The 13727-nt window shown below is 60.8% G+C and carries 14 protein-coding genes; 6 read left to right on the top strand and 8 right to left on the bottom strand.

The features are described from left to right. Nucleotides 1-156 precede the first annotated feature (156 nt). Nucleotides 157-969: an alpha/beta fold hydrolase gene (locus ACM6IN_RS23900; RefSeq protein ID WP_414916805.1), complete on the top strand. Its 813-nt coding sequence runs from the start codon at nt 157-159 to the stop codon at nt 967-969. Between the two features lie 81 nt (nt 970-1050). Here the strand turns inward: ACM6IN_RS23900 and dsbG are convergent, their stop codons facing one another. From dsbG to ACM6IN_RS23880, 4 genes are all read right to left on the bottom strand, one after another. Further along, nucleotides 1051-1821, bottom strand: a complete 771-nt coding sequence (gene dsbG / locus ACM6IN_RS23895; RefSeq protein WP_414916804.1) for a thiol:disulfide interchange protein DsbG — start codon at nt 1819-1821, stop codon at nt 1051-1053. After that, nucleotides 1797-2678 (bottom strand): TlpA disulfide reductase family protein, encoded by an 882-nt coding sequence (locus tag ACM6IN_RS23890; protein ID WP_007908704.1) that lies wholly within the window; start codon nt 2676-2678, stop codon nt 1797-1799. Before ACM6IN_RS23890 ends, dsbG begins: the two co-directional genes overlap by 25 nt. Next, the gene (dsbD, locus tag ACM6IN_RS23885; RefSeq protein ID WP_414916803.1) at nt 2678-4411 is read right to left on the bottom strand and encodes a protein-disulfide reductase DsbD; all 1734 of its coding nucleotides are present in this window, start codon (nt 4409-4411) and stop codon (nt 2678-2680) included. The genes ACM6IN_RS23890 and dsbD overlap by 1 nt, the downstream gene beginning before the upstream one ends. Nucleotides 4412-4509: 98 nt before the next feature. After that, nucleotides 4510-5202 carry a hypothetical protein gene (locus ACM6IN_RS23880; RefSeq protein ID WP_007908708.1) on the bottom strand — a complete coding sequence of 231 codons (693 nt, stop codon included), beginning with the start codon at nt 5200-5202 and terminating at the stop codon, nt 4510-4512. A 238-nt stretch (nt 5203-5440) separates the two neighbouring features. On the opposite strand from ACM6IN_RS23880, the gene ACM6IN_RS23875 reads away from it, so the two are divergent. The 5 genes from ACM6IN_RS23875 (at nt 5441) to ACM6IN_RS23855 (ending at nt 9920) form a co-directional block, all read left to right on the top strand. Next, a complete protein-coding gene (locus ACM6IN_RS23875) occupies nt 5441-6121 on the top strand; it encodes a response regulator (RefSeq protein ID WP_007908710.1) in 681 nt (226 codons plus the stop codon). After that, entirely contained in the window at nt 6121-7443 is a 1323-nt protein-coding gene (locus tag ACM6IN_RS23870; protein ID WP_414916802.1) for an ATP-binding protein, read from the top strand. Before ACM6IN_RS23875 ends, ACM6IN_RS23870 begins: the two co-directional genes overlap by 1 nt. 128 nt (nt 7444-7571) lie before the next feature. Further along, nucleotides 7572-8057, top strand: a complete 486-nt coding sequence (locus tag ACM6IN_RS23865; RefSeq protein WP_095113056.1) for a GNAT family N-acetyltransferase — start codon at nt 7572-7574, stop codon at nt 8055-8057. 142 nt (nt 8058-8199) lie between these two features. Then, nucleotides 8200-9612: an aspartate aminotransferase family protein gene (locus ACM6IN_RS23860; protein WP_414916801.1), complete on the top strand. Its 1413-nt coding sequence runs from the start codon at nt 8200-8202 to the stop codon at nt 9610-9612. A gap of 83 nt (nt 9613-9695) precedes the next feature. Beyond that, the gene (locus ACM6IN_RS23855; RefSeq protein ID WP_007917715.1) at nt 9696-9920 is read left to right on the top strand and encodes an MbtH family protein; all 225 of its coding nucleotides are present in this window, start codon (nt 9696-9698) and stop codon (nt 9918-9920) included. A 200-nt stretch (nt 9921-10120) separates the two neighbouring features. Here the strand turns inward: ACM6IN_RS23855 and ACM6IN_RS23850 are convergent, their stop codons facing one another. The 4 genes from ACM6IN_RS23850 to ACM6IN_RS23835 all read right to left on the bottom strand — a co-directional run bounded on the left by ACM6IN_RS23850 (nt 10121) and on the right by ACM6IN_RS23835 (nt 13700). Next, nucleotides 10121-11026 carry a metal ABC transporter substrate-binding protein gene (locus ACM6IN_RS23850; protein ID WP_414916800.1) on the bottom strand — a complete coding sequence of 302 codons (906 nt, stop codon included), beginning with the start codon at nt 11024-11026 and terminating at the stop codon, nt 10121-10123. Next, complete coding sequence (locus tag ACM6IN_RS23845; RefSeq protein WP_007917717.1) at nt 11027-11926, bottom strand: metal ABC transporter permease; 900 nt, start codon at nt 11924-11926, stop codon at nt 11027-11029. It abuts the gene before it with no gap. After that, a complete protein-coding gene (locus ACM6IN_RS23840) occupies nt 11926-12636 on the bottom strand; it encodes a metal ABC transporter ATP-binding protein (RefSeq protein WP_414916880.1) in 711 nt (236 codons plus the stop codon). Before ACM6IN_RS23840 ends, ACM6IN_RS23845 begins: the two co-directional genes overlap by 1 nt. A 134-nt stretch (nt 12637-12770) precedes the next feature. After that, nucleotides 12771-13700, bottom strand: a complete 930-nt coding sequence (locus ACM6IN_RS23835) for a metal ABC transporter substrate-binding protein (protein WP_007917720.1) — start codon at nt 13698-13700, stop codon at nt 12771-12773. Nucleotides 13701-13727: the final 27 nt, after the last annotated feature.

Below are 13727 nucleotides of genomic sequence, written 5' to 3'. Positions count from 1 at the left end.
GTGTTCACTCTGGAACCTGTGGGAGCTGGCTTGCCAGCGATGGCGTCAGCGCGTTCAACACAATTAAACCAGTACAAACGCGTACATTTTCAGGGTTGACGACCAGCAACCGGCAGCTCAGTCTGCCGGTTCTCTTTTTTGTCGCGGGGGTGGTCGATGCCTTTTTTCACGGTTGACGGACAAGCGCTGCATTATATTGATCAAGGCACAGGCCCGGCGGTATTGCTGGCCGGCAGCTACCTGTGGGATCAGGCCATGTGGGCACCGCAGATCGCTGCGTTATCGCCGCACTATCGGGTGATCGCACTGGACTTGTGGGGCCACGGTGAGTCGGGACGGTTGCCTGAAGGCACCACATCACTGGACGACATTGCTCGTCAGGCGCGGTCCCTGATCGATCATCTTGATATCGATCAGGTCACTCTTGTCGGGCTGTCGGTCGGTGGCATGTGGGGCGTACGTCTGGCGTTGTTGGCCCCGCAACGGATCAACGGTCTGGTGCTGATGGACACCTACGTCGGCGTCGAGCCGGAACCGACTCGTCAGTACTACTTCTCGCTGTTCAAGCAGATTGAAGAAAGCGGCGAAATTTCCGAGCAGTTACTGGATATCGTCGTGCCGATCTTCTTCCGTCCGGGCATCGATCCGCAGTCGGCGCTGTATCAGGATTTCCGCGCGAAACTGGCGGCGTACTCCTCGGATCGACTGCGCGAAAGTATCGTGCCGATGGGGCGTATCACCTTTGGCCGGGATGATTTGTTGCCACGACTGGGCGAATTGAATGCGGCCTCCACGCTGGTCATGTGCGGCGATCAGGACAAACCGCGACCACCGTCGGAAACAAAGGAAATGGCCGAGTTGATCGGTTGCCCGTGGGTGCTGGTGCCGGAGGCGGGGCATATCTCCAACCTGGAGAACCCGCAGTTTGTCACCGAGGTGTTGTTGGCTTTCCTGGCTGACCACCGTTGAAAAGATCGCAGCCTGCGGCAGCTCCTACAGAAAACGCTTTCCATGTAGGAGCTGCCGCAGGCTGCGATCTTTTGATTTTGCTTATTTAGGCCCGAGAATCTTCACCAACTTGTCCGGCGAAGGCGCACCTTGCTGCTGTTGCAGCTCACCCTTGTCATCCATATAGAAGATTGCCGGCGTCGCCTGCAAATCGAGGTCTTCCATCAACTGCATGTTCGCCGCCAATTTGCTCTGCACGGCCGCTGGAATATCTTTCAGCGCTTTTAGCGAACTGCCCTTGCCAGCCTTTTCGTGATCTTCCAGCGCCTTGACCGGATCCTTCGCGGCCAGCAGCGCCGCCGATTTACCCGGGCTGTCCTCGCGAATGATGCCAACCATGATGTGCCGCAACTGCACCTTGCCAGCCTTGACCCACGGCCGCGCCTGTTCCCAGAACATGTTGCAGTAAGGACAGTTCGGATCGCTGAACAGGTACACCGTGCGCGGTGCATCCTTGTTGCCGTCCTGAATCCAGTTGCTCGCCTCGAACTTCGCCCAGACTTCCTTGGCCATTGGCGCGTAGACCAGTTTTTGCAGCGGCTCGCTGCTCAGGTCCTTACCGTCGGCGTCGTACAGATTACCGAGCAAAACGTGTTTGCCATCCGGAGTCAGGTACAGGGCCATGCCACGGTTCTGATATTGCGCCGCATAACCGCGCAGACCGTCGGGCGCATCGAACTGGCCGACGATTTTCGCGCCTTTGGCTTCGATCTGTTTGATCGCCGCAGGCAATTCTTCAGCGGCCTGCACCGACGGCAAGTGCAGCAGGGCGGTGCCCAGAGTCAGCGTCAGCAGGTGGCGGAGGCGGGGCATGGCAGTTTCCTTGCAGAGGTGGCCGGTGCAGTGGCCGGGTTCGAATTCGGGGTCGGGGTGTCGAAGTTTTCCAGGGCGCGCGCCAGGCTGGCGTTGGATAACTCGCCCAGGTGACTGCTCAGCAGCCGACCGTCAGGGCTATAGAACAGCGTAGTCGGCAAAGCCATGGAACCCACGGCCTGACCCAGGCGGCCGCTGCGGTCGAACAGCACGTTGTTGAGGCTCAGGCCCTGGGTCTCAAGAAACGTCGCCACGCTTTGCATGCTTTCGGCCTGATTGACGAACAGGAAGGTCAGGTCCGGGCGTTGTTGCTGGGCATTCTCCAGGACTGGCATTTCGCGCCGACACGGCGGACACCAGGTCGCCCACAGATTGATCACCAGCGGGCCGCCCTGATAATCGCTGAGCTGGATGGTTTCCCCGGCCGCGTTGCGCAGAGAGATGTCCGGCAGTCGGGTGCCTTGTTCATAGATGTTTAACGACAACGTCGCCAACAGCCAGAACGCCACACCGCTGGCCACGCCAAAGCCCAGTGGACGACGCAGCCCTGGACGCCGCCAGCCGCGATACAGCGCCGCCAGCAGCAACACAATCACACCCGGCCAGGCAAGGAAGCCACCGTCACGCAAATCGATGATCTGCCACGGGTCATTGCGATAGTGCGACCAGTACAGCAGCACAAAGGCAATCCGCGCCGCGAGCATGCCCAGCAGAAACAGGCTGAACAACGCCGACTCGGGGTTATCACCGCCACGCTTGGCCACCCGCCAGCCGACAAAGGTCGCCAGTGCCAGAGCACTGATCAGCAGCAGGTGATTAAGCGCGATGGCAAAAGTGCCGAGGGTGAAAGTCAGCATTAATTGGCGTCCCGGGTGGTGGCCCAGCGTTGCAGGAACGTCTCGGCATCGACTTCGCCGGTGATGCGCTGGCTGCGGCGTTCTTCGCCATCGGTACCGATCCAGACGAAGCTCGGTGGCCCCGGCACTTTGTAGCGGCTGAGCAATTCACGGCTGGCGGCATTGTCGGCGGTGACATCGAGCCTGAGCAGGCGCACGTCATTCAACGCCTGCATGACCTTGTCCTTGCCGAATACCTGTTTCTCCATGACTTTGCACGACACGCACCAGTCGGCGTAGTAATCGAGCAGCACCCACTGACCCTGAGCCTTGGCGGCATCGAGTTCGCGTTGCAGCGCAGCCGGCTCCTTGATCGTGGTGAACGCGTCATGAGCCGATGGCTGCGCTGCGCTGGCGCGGCCGGCGCTGTAGACCTGCAACGGCTGATACGGATCATCGCTGCCGCCTGCCGCGCCAATCACCAGCAGACTGCCCCACAGCCCGAGCAACAGCGAGCTGGCGCCGAACAACTGGGCTACTCGGCCAAAACCTTCGGACTGTTTCCAGGCACAGAACGCAGCGATCAACAGCAGTGCACCGCACAGGCCCAGCCACAACGAAGCCTCCAGCACCGGACGCAACATCAACAGCGCCGTGGCGAGGAAGAGGAAACCGAACACGCCTTTGAGCAGGTTCATCCACGCGCCGGGTTTGGGCAGGAAGCGATTGCCCACGGTCACCAGCAACAACAACGGCACACCAATGCCGATACCCAGCGAGAACAGAATCAAGCCGCCGTGCAGTGCGTTGCCGCTCTGCGCGATGTACAGCAACGCACCGGCCAGCGGCGCGGTCATGCACGGGCCGACCAGCAGACCGGACAATGCACCGAGGACCCCGGCGCCAATCAGGCTGCCACCGCTGCGACTGCGCGAGGCGTGTTCCAGGCGATCACGCAGGGCCACCGGCAATTGCAGTTCAAAGAAGCCGAACATCGGCAGGGCCAGCACCACGAAGATCGCGGCGAACGTGCCGAGCAGCCACGGATTCTGCAACCATGCCTGCAGGTTTGCGCCGAGCAGCGCAGCGATCACGCCCATCGCCGCATAGACCAGCGCCATGCAGATCACATAACTGCCGGCCAGCGCGAAACCGCGACGCGGGGTGGCGCCACTGCCAACGACCATGCCGGCCAGAATCGGCAGCATCGGTAACGTGCAAGGCGTGAACGCCAGCAACAGACCGAGGCCGAAAAACACCAGCAAGCTCCAGCCCAGCGCGCGTTGTTGCAGGCTGCTGGCCAAGGCCTGATCCGGCGCTTCAGCGCTGGCGGCCACCGCCGCTTTACCGCCCAGATCAATGACCCGGGTCTGCGGTGGATAGCACAGGCCGGCATCGGCACAGCCCTGATAGCTGACCTTGATCTGGCCTGTGGCTGTCGCCGGGATTTTCACTTCCAGCCCTTGGCGATAGACCGGTTGTTCCCCGAAAAACTCGTCGCTGTGGGACTCGCCTTCAGGCAGCGCGGGCTGTTGCTCTGCGCTCAATCCGTCGAATTTCAGGCGTTTCTGATACAGGTAATAGCCGTCGGTGATTTGCCAGAACAGTTGGGTTTCACCGGATTCCAGGCGTTCGGAGGTGAGCACGAATGCCTGGTCGACCGGCAGAAATTCCGGTTTAGTCTCAAATGGATTGTTTCCAGCCTGGGCCAGGCTGGACATCAGCAGAGCAAACAATAGAAAAAAATGACGCATGGAGGAGCCTTGTCCCTGTGCAAGTGAGGCGCAGAATGGGCGGCGGCGATTAACCGATAATTAACCGTATCCTACAAGGCCCTCCGAGCTTCGGCCAATCAGCCGCGCAGCAGTCCCGGCCAGTTCGCGTCATTAATGGTTTTCGGTCCGGAGACCAGACGGTCGGACTGAATGTTGTAAGTCAGGTATTGGTTGTCGGTCAGGAAGATGTACCAGTAGCTGTCGGCCAAAGTCCGGTCATTTTGCGCTGCCGTGATGATGCGGTCCTTGTACGGTTTCAGCGCGCCCAGCCGATAATCCCCGAAGGATTTGTAGGTCAGGGTCTTTGCCTTGTAGTTAAACGATAGATAGTGTCCGTCGTTGAGGATGAACCTGAATAGAAACGGGTGACCGGTCAGTTGGAACCAGGTGCCGGCGATGATCTTGTCGAAGTAGGGCAATATCGGCTTCCAGATCGAATCGGCAACTTTATAAAAGGCATCGACCTTGTCTTTGTCTTGATTATATTTACACACCACGGGTGTGTTGCCCTGATAGAAAAACAACCAGGCAATATCTTCATCTGACGAGGTGTTCCAGCCGAATGAAGTGGTTGTCAGGCCGAAACGCAAGTCTTTGGCATGGGGGCCAAAGGTGTCCCAGCTATCGCCGACCGATGCGGGATAGTTGGCGGATACCTTATTGTCACCGAGATCGAATCGGGAATAGGTGTCGCTGTCCTTGAAGAAGAAATAAATACGGTCGGGGCCGGAGCGCCAATCGAGCGCGACGAAGTTTTTTAGTTGAGGCATGTTTATTAAGTCCCTTTAAAGTTGTTGGTGGTTGCCAGTCGAAAACTAAATGATCGAAGGGTTATTACATAGGGAGAAACTGTTTCTTTATTAGTGGGAAAGTTTCAGCGCCGGGTGAGGCCCTGCAACAGGTGGCGCCCCGATGTTTTTGCCCGGCTTTCCGTAAGCGCCGGTGACGGCCATAATTGCCGCTTAATCCTCGCCTGCTTCACTCGCCTTTTTTATCCACGGAGCACCCATGCACGTACTGGTTTGCGAAGACGATGAGCTGATTGCCAGCGGGATCGTTGCCGGCCTCACGGCTCAGGGTTTGACCGTTGAGCACGTCAACACCGCGTCGAAGGCGCGGGCGATGCTCAAGGTCGCTGAATTCGACGTGATGGTGCTCGATCTCGGCCTGCCCGACGAAGATGGCCTCAAGTTGCTGCAACAACTGCGGCAGAGTGGCCTGGAAATTCCGGTGCTGATCCTGACCGCGCGCGACTCGGTCACCGACCGCGTCGATGGTTTGCAGGCCGGGGCTGACGATTACCTGCTCAAACCGTTCGATCTGCGTGAACTGTTCGCCCGTCTGCAAACTTTGCTGCGCCGGGTCGCCGGGCGCAGTGTCAACCTGATTGAGCACGGCGCGCTGACCTACGACCCGAGCAGCCGCGAAACCACCCTGGCCGGGCAACCGGTGGACTTGTCGCGCCGCGAGCAATCGCTGCTGCAGGCGCTGCTGCACAATCGTGGTCGGGTGCTGTCCACTGAACAGTTGAAAGACAGTGTCTACGGCTTCAACGATGAACTGGAAAGCAACGCGCTGAACGTGCACATTCATCACCTGCGCAGCAAACTGGGCAAAGGCATCGTCGAAACCGTGCGCGGTCTGGGCTATCGCCTTGGCCCGGCCGATGGTGGAGATCAAGGCAAGTGATGAGTCTGCGACTGCGCCTGAGTCTGACCCTCGGCGCCGCGTTTGCACTGATCTGGGCGCTGGCGGCGGCGTGGATGCTCAGTGACCTGCGCAATCAGATGATGTTTTCCCTCGACCAGCGTCTGGTGGCGTCGGCGCGCATGGTCGCCGGGCTGCTGGAACAGTTGCCGACTTTGCCGAGCAAAGGCGAGGGCACGCATTTCAGTGCCGAACAACTGAATATCCCCGGTGGCATGGCCTGTCAGGTCAGCTCCTTGCGCGGGGAAATCCTCGCGCGCAGCCACAACAACCCCGAACAAGCGCTGGAAGCCGAGAAGATGGGCTTCCATGACCAGATGATCGACGGTGCGCCGTGGCGCAGTTTCACCCTTGCCCGAGGCGATGTGCGGATTACCACCGCTGACCGGCAGATCGAGCGCGAGGCGCTGAACATGTCGATCCTGCTGGCGGCGTCGGTGCCGGTGGGTGTGGCGTTGCTCGGCTGTCTGTGTCTGTTGTGGCTGGGCATTGGCCAGGGTCTGGCGCCGCTCAACCGTCTGCGTGAAGCACTGATGCGGCGCAATGCCGACTCGCTTGAGCCGTTGCAGATCCAGACTTTCCCCAGTGAATTGAAGCCGCTGCTTGAAACGCAAAACCAGTTGTTCCAGCGCATTGGCAAAACCATCGAGCGTGAGCGCCGTCTGACCGGTGACGCGGCGCATGAACTGCGCAGCCCGCTGACGGCGATCAAGACCCACCTGCAAGTCGCACGCATGACCGATGGCAACGCCCGCGATCAGTCGCTGGCACGGGCCGAGGAGGGCGCTGATCGCTTGCATCGCACGCTCGAGCAACTGCTGTTGCTGGCGCGGGTCGAGGGCAGTCTGTCGTTCGATGACGGCTCGCAATGCAGTGCCGAGCAAGTGGCACGCCTGGCGATTCAGGACGCCACGGGGGGCGAACGCCTGCGCATCAAATTGCACCTGCCGGCTGAGCTTTCTGCTGCACCGCTGCAGATGCCGGCGGTGCTGTCGATTGCAGCGCTGCGCAATCTGCTCGACAACGCCTTGCGCCATACGCCCGAAGACTGCGCGGTTGAGCTGAGCCTGGAAACCATTGGCAACCGCGTGCGTTTTGTCGTGCGCGACCATGGCCCGGGGATTGCGCCGGATGATCTGCAACACCTGACCCAACGCTTCTGGCGCAACGGCCAAAGCACCGGTTGCGGCCTCGGTCTGGCAATTGTTCAGGCGATCGTTCAGCGTTGCGACTGTGCCCTGCATTTCGACAGTCGCCCGGATGGCCTGCGGGTCGAGCTGACCATGCCGTTGCAGCCTGTCTGATTCCAGCACAGCCTGTGGTAGGAAATCGCGCCAGACACATCAAATGTAACTTCTCGGCGTTCGCTATCCGGACCGGGTGGGGATAAGGTCAGCGCAGCTTTGACTCAATGGATTGAGGGAACTGCGCCATGGAAGCACCCATCTGCATTCGTCCGGCCACTCTGGCCGACGCCGGTATCATCAGTCGCATCATCGAACGTTCGATCCGCATCGGTTGTGCGCTCGATCACCGTAACGATCCGTCACTCGTCAGCCAATGGATCGGCCTGCAATCCGCCGACTTCATCAGTGCCCGGCTCGCCGACCCGCACTTCTATCTGTGTATCGCGTTGCTGGCGGACAAACCGGTCGGTGTCGGCATGGCTCGGGCCAGCGGCGACATTTTGCTGTGTTACGTCCAGCCAGAGTCATTTCGCCGGGGCGTCGGACGGGCGCTGATGGAGGATCTGGAAGGCTGGTTACGGGTTCGCGGTGTTTCTCACGCTGATCTCAACAGCACGTACACCGGCCAGGCATTTTATCGGCGTCTGGGCTATCACAAGTCAGCGCCGCCCCTCGAATACCAAGGCTTGCAGAGTCTGCCCATGCACAAGTCGCTGGCAGCGCCGGGCTGACAACTCGATCTCGGGCTAAATCCTCAGGCCCCTTATGCGTTTCCAGAACAGGAAAACCTGCAAGTGCGCCCCGCGATCGGAATGCGCACCTGTCCGGTGTGCTGTTTTGGTCACTATCCATAGCCAATTGAGGGGTCGAGAGATGTCAGTCGCCACCAGCCTTATCGAAGAGTCGTCGGCCCGGGTTACTTCGGCGCCGGCCGAAACGTTGTACCAGTTCAATGAATCGCCATTGCTGGCCCGGCAGGCCCGGCAGGAATCCAACGCCCGCAGTTATCCGCGGCGCATTCCGCTGGCGCTGAAGCGCGCCAAAGGCCTCTATGTCGAAGACGTCGAAGGGCGCACGTTCATCGACTGCCTGGCCGGTGCCGGCACGCTGGCGCTGGGGCATAACCATCCGGTGGTGATCGAAGCGATCCAGCAGGTGCTGGCCGATGAATTGCCACTGCATACCCTCGACCTGACCACTCCGGTCAAGGATCAGTTCGTCCAGGATCTGTTTGGCCTGCTGCCTTCCGCGCTCGCGGCTGAAGCGAAAATCCAGTTCTGCGGCCCGACCGGCACCGATGCCGTGGAAGCCGCGTTGAAGCTGGTGCGCACCGCGACCGGGCGCAGCACCGTGCTGTCTTTCTCCGGCGGTTATCACGGCATGAGCCAGGGCGCGCTGAGCCTGATGGGCAGCCTGGGGCCGAAAAAGCCGTTGGGTGCGCTGCTCAGCAATGGCGTGCAGTTCATGCCGTTCCCGTATGACTACCGTTGCCCGTTCGGCCTCGGTGGCGCGGCGGGCGTAAAGGCCAACCTGAGTTACCTGGAAAACCTGCTCAACGACCCGGAAGCCGGCGTGCAACTGCCCGCCGCGGTGATTGTCGAGGCGGTGCAGGGCGAGGGCGGTGTGATTCCGGCGGACATCGAGTGGCTGCGCGGCTTGCGTCGGATCACTGAGAAGGCTGGTGTGGCGCTGATCGTCGACGAGATCCAGAGCGGTTTTGCCCGCACCGGCAAAATGTTTGCCTTCGAACACGCCGACATCACCCCGGATGTGGTGGTGTTGTCCAAAGCCATCGGCGGCAGCCTGCCGTTGGCCGTGGTGGTCTATCGCGACTGGCTCGACACCTGGCAACCGGGCGCGCACGCCGGCACCTTCCGTGGCAATCAGATGGCCATGGCGGCAGGCTCTGCGGTGATGCGTTATCTGGTCGAACACAAGGTCTGCGAGCACGCCGCGGCCATGGGCGAGCGCCTCAGCGAGCACTTGCGCATCCTGCAACGCGACTTCCCGCAACTCGGCGATATTCGTGGTCGTGGCCTGATGCTCGGGGTCGAGCTGGTCGAGCCGAACGGCACTCCCGATGCGCTCGGTCATCCGCCGGCGTTTGCGCGACTGGCGCCGCTGGTTCAGCGCGAATGCCTCAATCGCGGGCTGATTCTGGAGCTGGGTGGTCGGCATGGCGCGGTGGTGCGTTTCCTGCCACCACTGGTGATCACTGCCGCCGAAATCGACCGTGTCGCGGAAATCTTTGGCCGTGCTTTGGCCGCTGCCACCGCTGCGCTGTAAATTTTTCGCCGCGCCAAACGTTCTTTCTACATACCCGGCTGCACCCCGCGTGCAGCCCACCCTTACAACGATGGAGAACCAGCATGACGTCAGTATTCGACCGCGAGGACATCCTTTTTCAGGTTGTGGTCAACCACGAAGAGCAATACTCGATCTGGCCGGATTACAAAGCCGTGCCGGAAGGCTGGCGCACCGTGGGCAAGAGCGGCCTGAAAAAGGAGTGCCTGGCCTACATCGAAGAAGTCTGGACTGACATGCGTCCGCTGAGCCTGCGCCAGAAGATGGAAGCCCAGGCCGCCGCGCAATAAGCGGCCGGGCAAAAAGAAACCCGCTGGACTGGAAACAGTCAGCGGGTTTTTTCTTGCCTTGGATTTGTGTTGCCTTTCAGGGCCCCATCGCTGGCAAGCCAGCTCCCACAGGTATTTTGGTGATTACAAAATCTGCGTTCACCGAGAACCCTGTGGGAGCTGGCTTGCCAGCGATGAACGATAGCGCGGTGCAACTGGAATCACGCCCCGCTCAAGCCCTTGAGCAGCAAATCCACATTGCCTTCCAGCTCCGCCACCGGGTCCGCCGCATCGGTGCTCAGCACCACCAGATGGCTGCCGGACTCGGCAATCGCCGCTTTTACCGCGTCCGATGGCTGCCGATGATGCAACACCACCGCCACCTCATTGTCCTTGAGCGTCGCCGTGAGTTTTTTCAGATCTTCAGGCGTCCACTCGGCATCCGGCCGTGGATCCTCGCCGATGAGTTCCAGATTGAGGCTGCCGATCAAATAGCCGAAGTGATCACTCAAGCTCATCACACTGAGATTGTCGGCGCTGGCCAGTCGCGCCTCGCTGTTGGCGCTGAGCTTCAGCAAACGCTGCTTCAATGCCGCCAGATTCGCCTCGATCTTTGGCTTCGCGCTGGGTGCCAGGCGCACCAGATCCGCCGCCATCACATCCGCCATGCGCCCCATGTTGTTGCTCGCCAGCCATGGCTGACTGTTCAAGCCATCGACCTTCAGATCCGGTTGCACGGCGATGCCGGGCAGGGCGCCATCCACCGGTCGCGCGGCGTCGACTTCAACGATGCGGATATTGCTGCGACGGGCGATCGGGTACAGCGGATCATCGGCCCACAGCGAGCGCACGCCGATTACAGCATCGGCGCCGGTTGCCAGTTTGCTCAGTGCCGGCGCGCCGCGACCGGTGAAATACGCGGTCTGACGGCTGCCCGGCAGATTCGCTGGCGCCGCACGTTCAAGGTTGACATCAGTGCCTTTGAGCAGCACTTCGCCCAAACCATAAGTAATCGGCAACGACGCCAGCACTCGCAGCGGTTTAGCATTTTCGGCAGCCATCAACGGCGCGCAGACCACGCCGCACAAGGCCATGGCCAAGGTCAGTTTGCGAATTGAAAAAGTCATTTATCCAAGATTCCCTTTCAGACTCGGGACAACCCCGCGCGCAATGGCGGCAAGGGCAAAGGCAATACCGGCGACCAGAATGATGGCCGCGCCGGACGGAATCGGCAGATCGAACACGATCGGCGCAAGAATCCCGCACAACGTGCTGACCGTGGCGATCAACACCGAGCACCAGAAGAACCCTTTGAGCGACTGGCTGAGCAAGCGCGCCGCCGCGGCCGGGATCACCAGCAGAGCACCGACCAGAATCGCGCCGATGACTTTCACCGCTGCCACTGTGATCAGCGTCACCAGAATCACGAACAGATAATCCAGGGTCTTCACCGCCACTCCGCGCACGGCTGCCAGTTGCGGATTGAAGCTGGCGAGCATGATGCGGTTATACAGCGGTAGCGCCAATGCCATGACCAGCGAACCGACGATGGCCAGCACCGCCAGATCGTTGCCGTTGACCGTCAGCACTGAACCGAACAGCACGTTCTCGAGAATGTGCACGTTGATCTTGCCCGCCAGAATCAACAGCAGACTCGCGCCCAACGCCAGCGACACCGACAGAAACACGCCAATCAAAGTATCCGGTGCGAGGCCGGTACGGTTGCGCAGGTAATTGAGCAGGATGCCGAACAGCAGGCAATAACCGAACAGGCTGCCATAGGGGCCGGTGTAGGGTTCGCCGAGCAGGATGCCGATGGCCACGCCGGTCAGCGCCGCGTGGCCCACCGCTTCGGAGAAAAACGCGAAGCGCTTGACCACCACCAGCGTGCCGAGGCCGCCGAGCACCGGGCCGATCAGCAGGCCGGCAAGCAGCGCATTGACCACGAAACCGTAGGCCAGCGCTTCCGGCAGATAACCGGACGAGGCCCAGCCTTGCACCATCAAACGAAAGGCTTCGTAACTCATCAGGCAGCGCTCCGTGGATGGGTCGAGAACAGCGTCAGCAGGCGTTCCGGGGTCAGCGCCTGTTGTGGCGTGGCGTCGAACAGCACACGACGGTTCAGGCCGGTGACCCGATCGGCCAGGCGCCCGACCGCTTCCAGATCGTGCTCGATCCACAGCACGGTGATACCTGCCGCGCGCCAGTCATTGAGCAGGCGCTCGAACACCTGAATCCCGGCTTCATCGAGGGCCGACATCGGCTCATCCAGCACCAGCAATTGCGGCGTCGGAATCAAACCTTGTGCGAGCAGCACCCGCTGGCGCTCACCGCCGGACAGCGCACCCATGCGCCGCTTGCGTTTGTCCTGCATGCCGACGCGTTCCAGCGCATCGCCAATGGCGCCGGCGTAACGCTTGCTCAAGCCGAGAAACGCCGGGCGTCGCTGACACATGGCAGCCATGAAATCGTCCACGGTCATCGGCAGACCGCGATCGAATTCCAGCGCCTGCGGTACATAACCGATGGTGCCGGGTTCGCCGGGCCATTGCAGGCTGAGCTGGCCCTGATGCGGCATTTGCCCGAGCAGGGTCTTGATCAGCGAACTCTTGCCGCCACCGTTGGGGCCGACCAGCGCGTGTACGCTGCCGGGCTGCACCTGGAAGGTGACCTTGTCGAGAATGGTTGTGCGACCCAGCGTCAGACAAACCTGCGCAAAATCCAGCGTCGGCCCCATAACCTGTAGGCCTTCGCCTGCTCGCGATAGCGGTGTGTCATTCAACAAAGATGTCGGCTGATCCGGCGCCTTCGCGAGCAAACTCGCTCCCACAGGGGACTCGGTGTTTTCGGGGGAAAGGTTTTCTCTGGAAGTCATGCGCCAGACTCCTGAATCGCCCGCACCACGGTATTGAGGTTGCCGGTCATTTCCTTTTCGTATTTGTCGGCGGTGTATTCGCCGTAGGAAATGTGCGACAGCGGATACAGCTTGACCCCGGACTCACGCTGGATGGTGTCGACGTAAGTGGACGGGAAATCCATCTCCGAGAAGATCACTTTCACATCCAGTTCACGCAACTGGTCGATGGTCTTCTTCAACTGGCTTGGACTCGGTTCGATACCGTGGGCCGGTTCGACCACGGCGGTCACTTCCAGGCCGAACTCACGCAACAGATAGTCGTAAGCCGCGTGTACCGTGGCCACGCGCAGTTCGGCATTCGGCGCTTGAGTCAGTTTTGCCAGCGCGTCGGCGCGCATCTGCCGCAGGCGCTTGCCGTAGGCGCGGGCGTTCTGGGTGTAGGTCTTGGCGTTGTCCGGATCGAGTTTGCCCAGTTCGCGGGCGATGTTGTTGACCTGAGCGATGGAGGCGCTGATTGACAGGAAAGTGTGCGGATTCACCACTTTGCCGGCGCCGCGTGCGGCAACGCCGGTGGCGGCCAGCAGCGGAACGTTTTCGTTGGCTTCGATGGTTTTGATGTTCGGCGTTTCGCTGGCGGCGATCATGCGGTCGGCGAAGTCGTCATGACCGACACCGTTGAGCACGATCACATCCAGCCCGCTGATGCGTTTGATGTCCTCGGCCCGAGGCTCGTAGGCGTGCGGATTGAAACCGGCCGGGATCAGCGGCACCACTTCGGCCTTGTCGCCGACGATGTTCGCCACGTAGCTGTAATACGGGTGCAGGGTGATGCCGATGCGCAGGCGCTTGGCCTGATCGGCGCTGGCCAGCGGGCTCAGCAGGCAGGCACACAGGCCCACTAAAAACAGGCGTAACAACGGACGGCGAGGCGATGAAATAGACATGGGCAAGCGGTCTTCTCTCGGAGTAGG

Origin of the sequence: Pseudomonas sp. IT-P395 (assembly GCF_949767675.1) — a bacterium.
In the GTDB taxonomy this organism is placed as follows: Bacteria; Pseudomonadota; Gammaproteobacteria; order Pseudomonadales; family Pseudomonadaceae; genus Aquipseudomonas.
Note: the sequence above shows the minus strand (reverse complement) of the source record. Positions and strands in the feature narration are given on the sequence as shown.

Excerpts from the sequence above, each read along its gene's own strand:
- ACM6IN_RS23870 (WP_414916802.1), top strand. The coding sequence starts at position 6,121 with ATGAGTCTGCGACTGCGCCTGAGTCTGACCCTCGGCGCCGCGTTTGCA.
- dsbD (WP_414916803.1), bottom strand. The coding sequence starts at position 4,411 with ATGCGTCATTTTTTTCTATTGTTTGCTCTGCTGATGTCCAGCCTGGCC.
- ACM6IN_RS23900 (WP_414916805.1), top strand. The coding sequence starts at position 157 with ATGCCTTTTTTCACGGTTGACGGACAAGCGCTGCATTATATTGATCAA.
- ACM6IN_RS23890 (WP_007908704.1), bottom strand. The coding sequence starts at position 2,678 with ATGCTGACTTTCACCCTCGGCACTTTTGCCATCGCGCTTAATCACCTG.
- ACM6IN_RS23875 (WP_007908710.1), top strand. The coding sequence starts at position 5,441 with ATGCACGTACTGGTTTGCGAAGACGATGAGCTGATTGCCAGCGGGATC.
- ACM6IN_RS23850 (WP_414916800.1), bottom strand. The coding sequence starts at position 11,026 with ATGACTTTTTCAATTCGCAAACTGACCTTGGCCATGGCCTTGTGCGGC.
- ACM6IN_RS23840 (WP_414916880.1), bottom strand. The coding sequence starts at position 12,636 with ATGGGGCCGACGCTGGATTTTGCGCAGGTTTGTCTGACGCTGGGTCGC.
- dsbG (WP_414916804.1), bottom strand. The coding sequence starts at position 1,821 with ATGCCCCGCCTCCGCCACCTGCTGACGCTGACTCTGGGCACCGCCCTG.
- ACM6IN_RS23845 (WP_007917717.1), bottom strand. The coding sequence starts at position 11,926 with ATGAGTTACGAAGCCTTTCGTTTGATGGTGCAAGGCTGGGCCTCGTCC.
- ACM6IN_RS23855 (WP_007917715.1), top strand. The coding sequence starts at position 9,696 with ATGACGTCAGTATTCGACCGCGAGGACATCCTTTTTCAGGTTGTGGTC.
- ACM6IN_RS23865 (WP_095113056.1), top strand. The coding sequence starts at position 7,572 with ATGGAAGCACCCATCTGCATTCGTCCGGCCACTCTGGCCGACGCCGGT.
- ACM6IN_RS23860 (WP_414916801.1), top strand. The coding sequence starts at position 8,200 with ATGTCAGTCGCCACCAGCCTTATCGAAGAGTCGTCGGCCCGGGTTACT.
- ACM6IN_RS23880 (WP_007908708.1), bottom strand. The coding sequence starts at position 5,202 with ATGCCTCAACTAAAAAACTTCGTCGCGCTCGATTGGCGCTCCGGCCCC.
- ACM6IN_RS23835 (WP_007917720.1), bottom strand. The coding sequence starts at position 13,700 with ATGTCTATTTCATCGCCTCGCCGTCCGTTGTTACGCCTGTTTTTAGTG.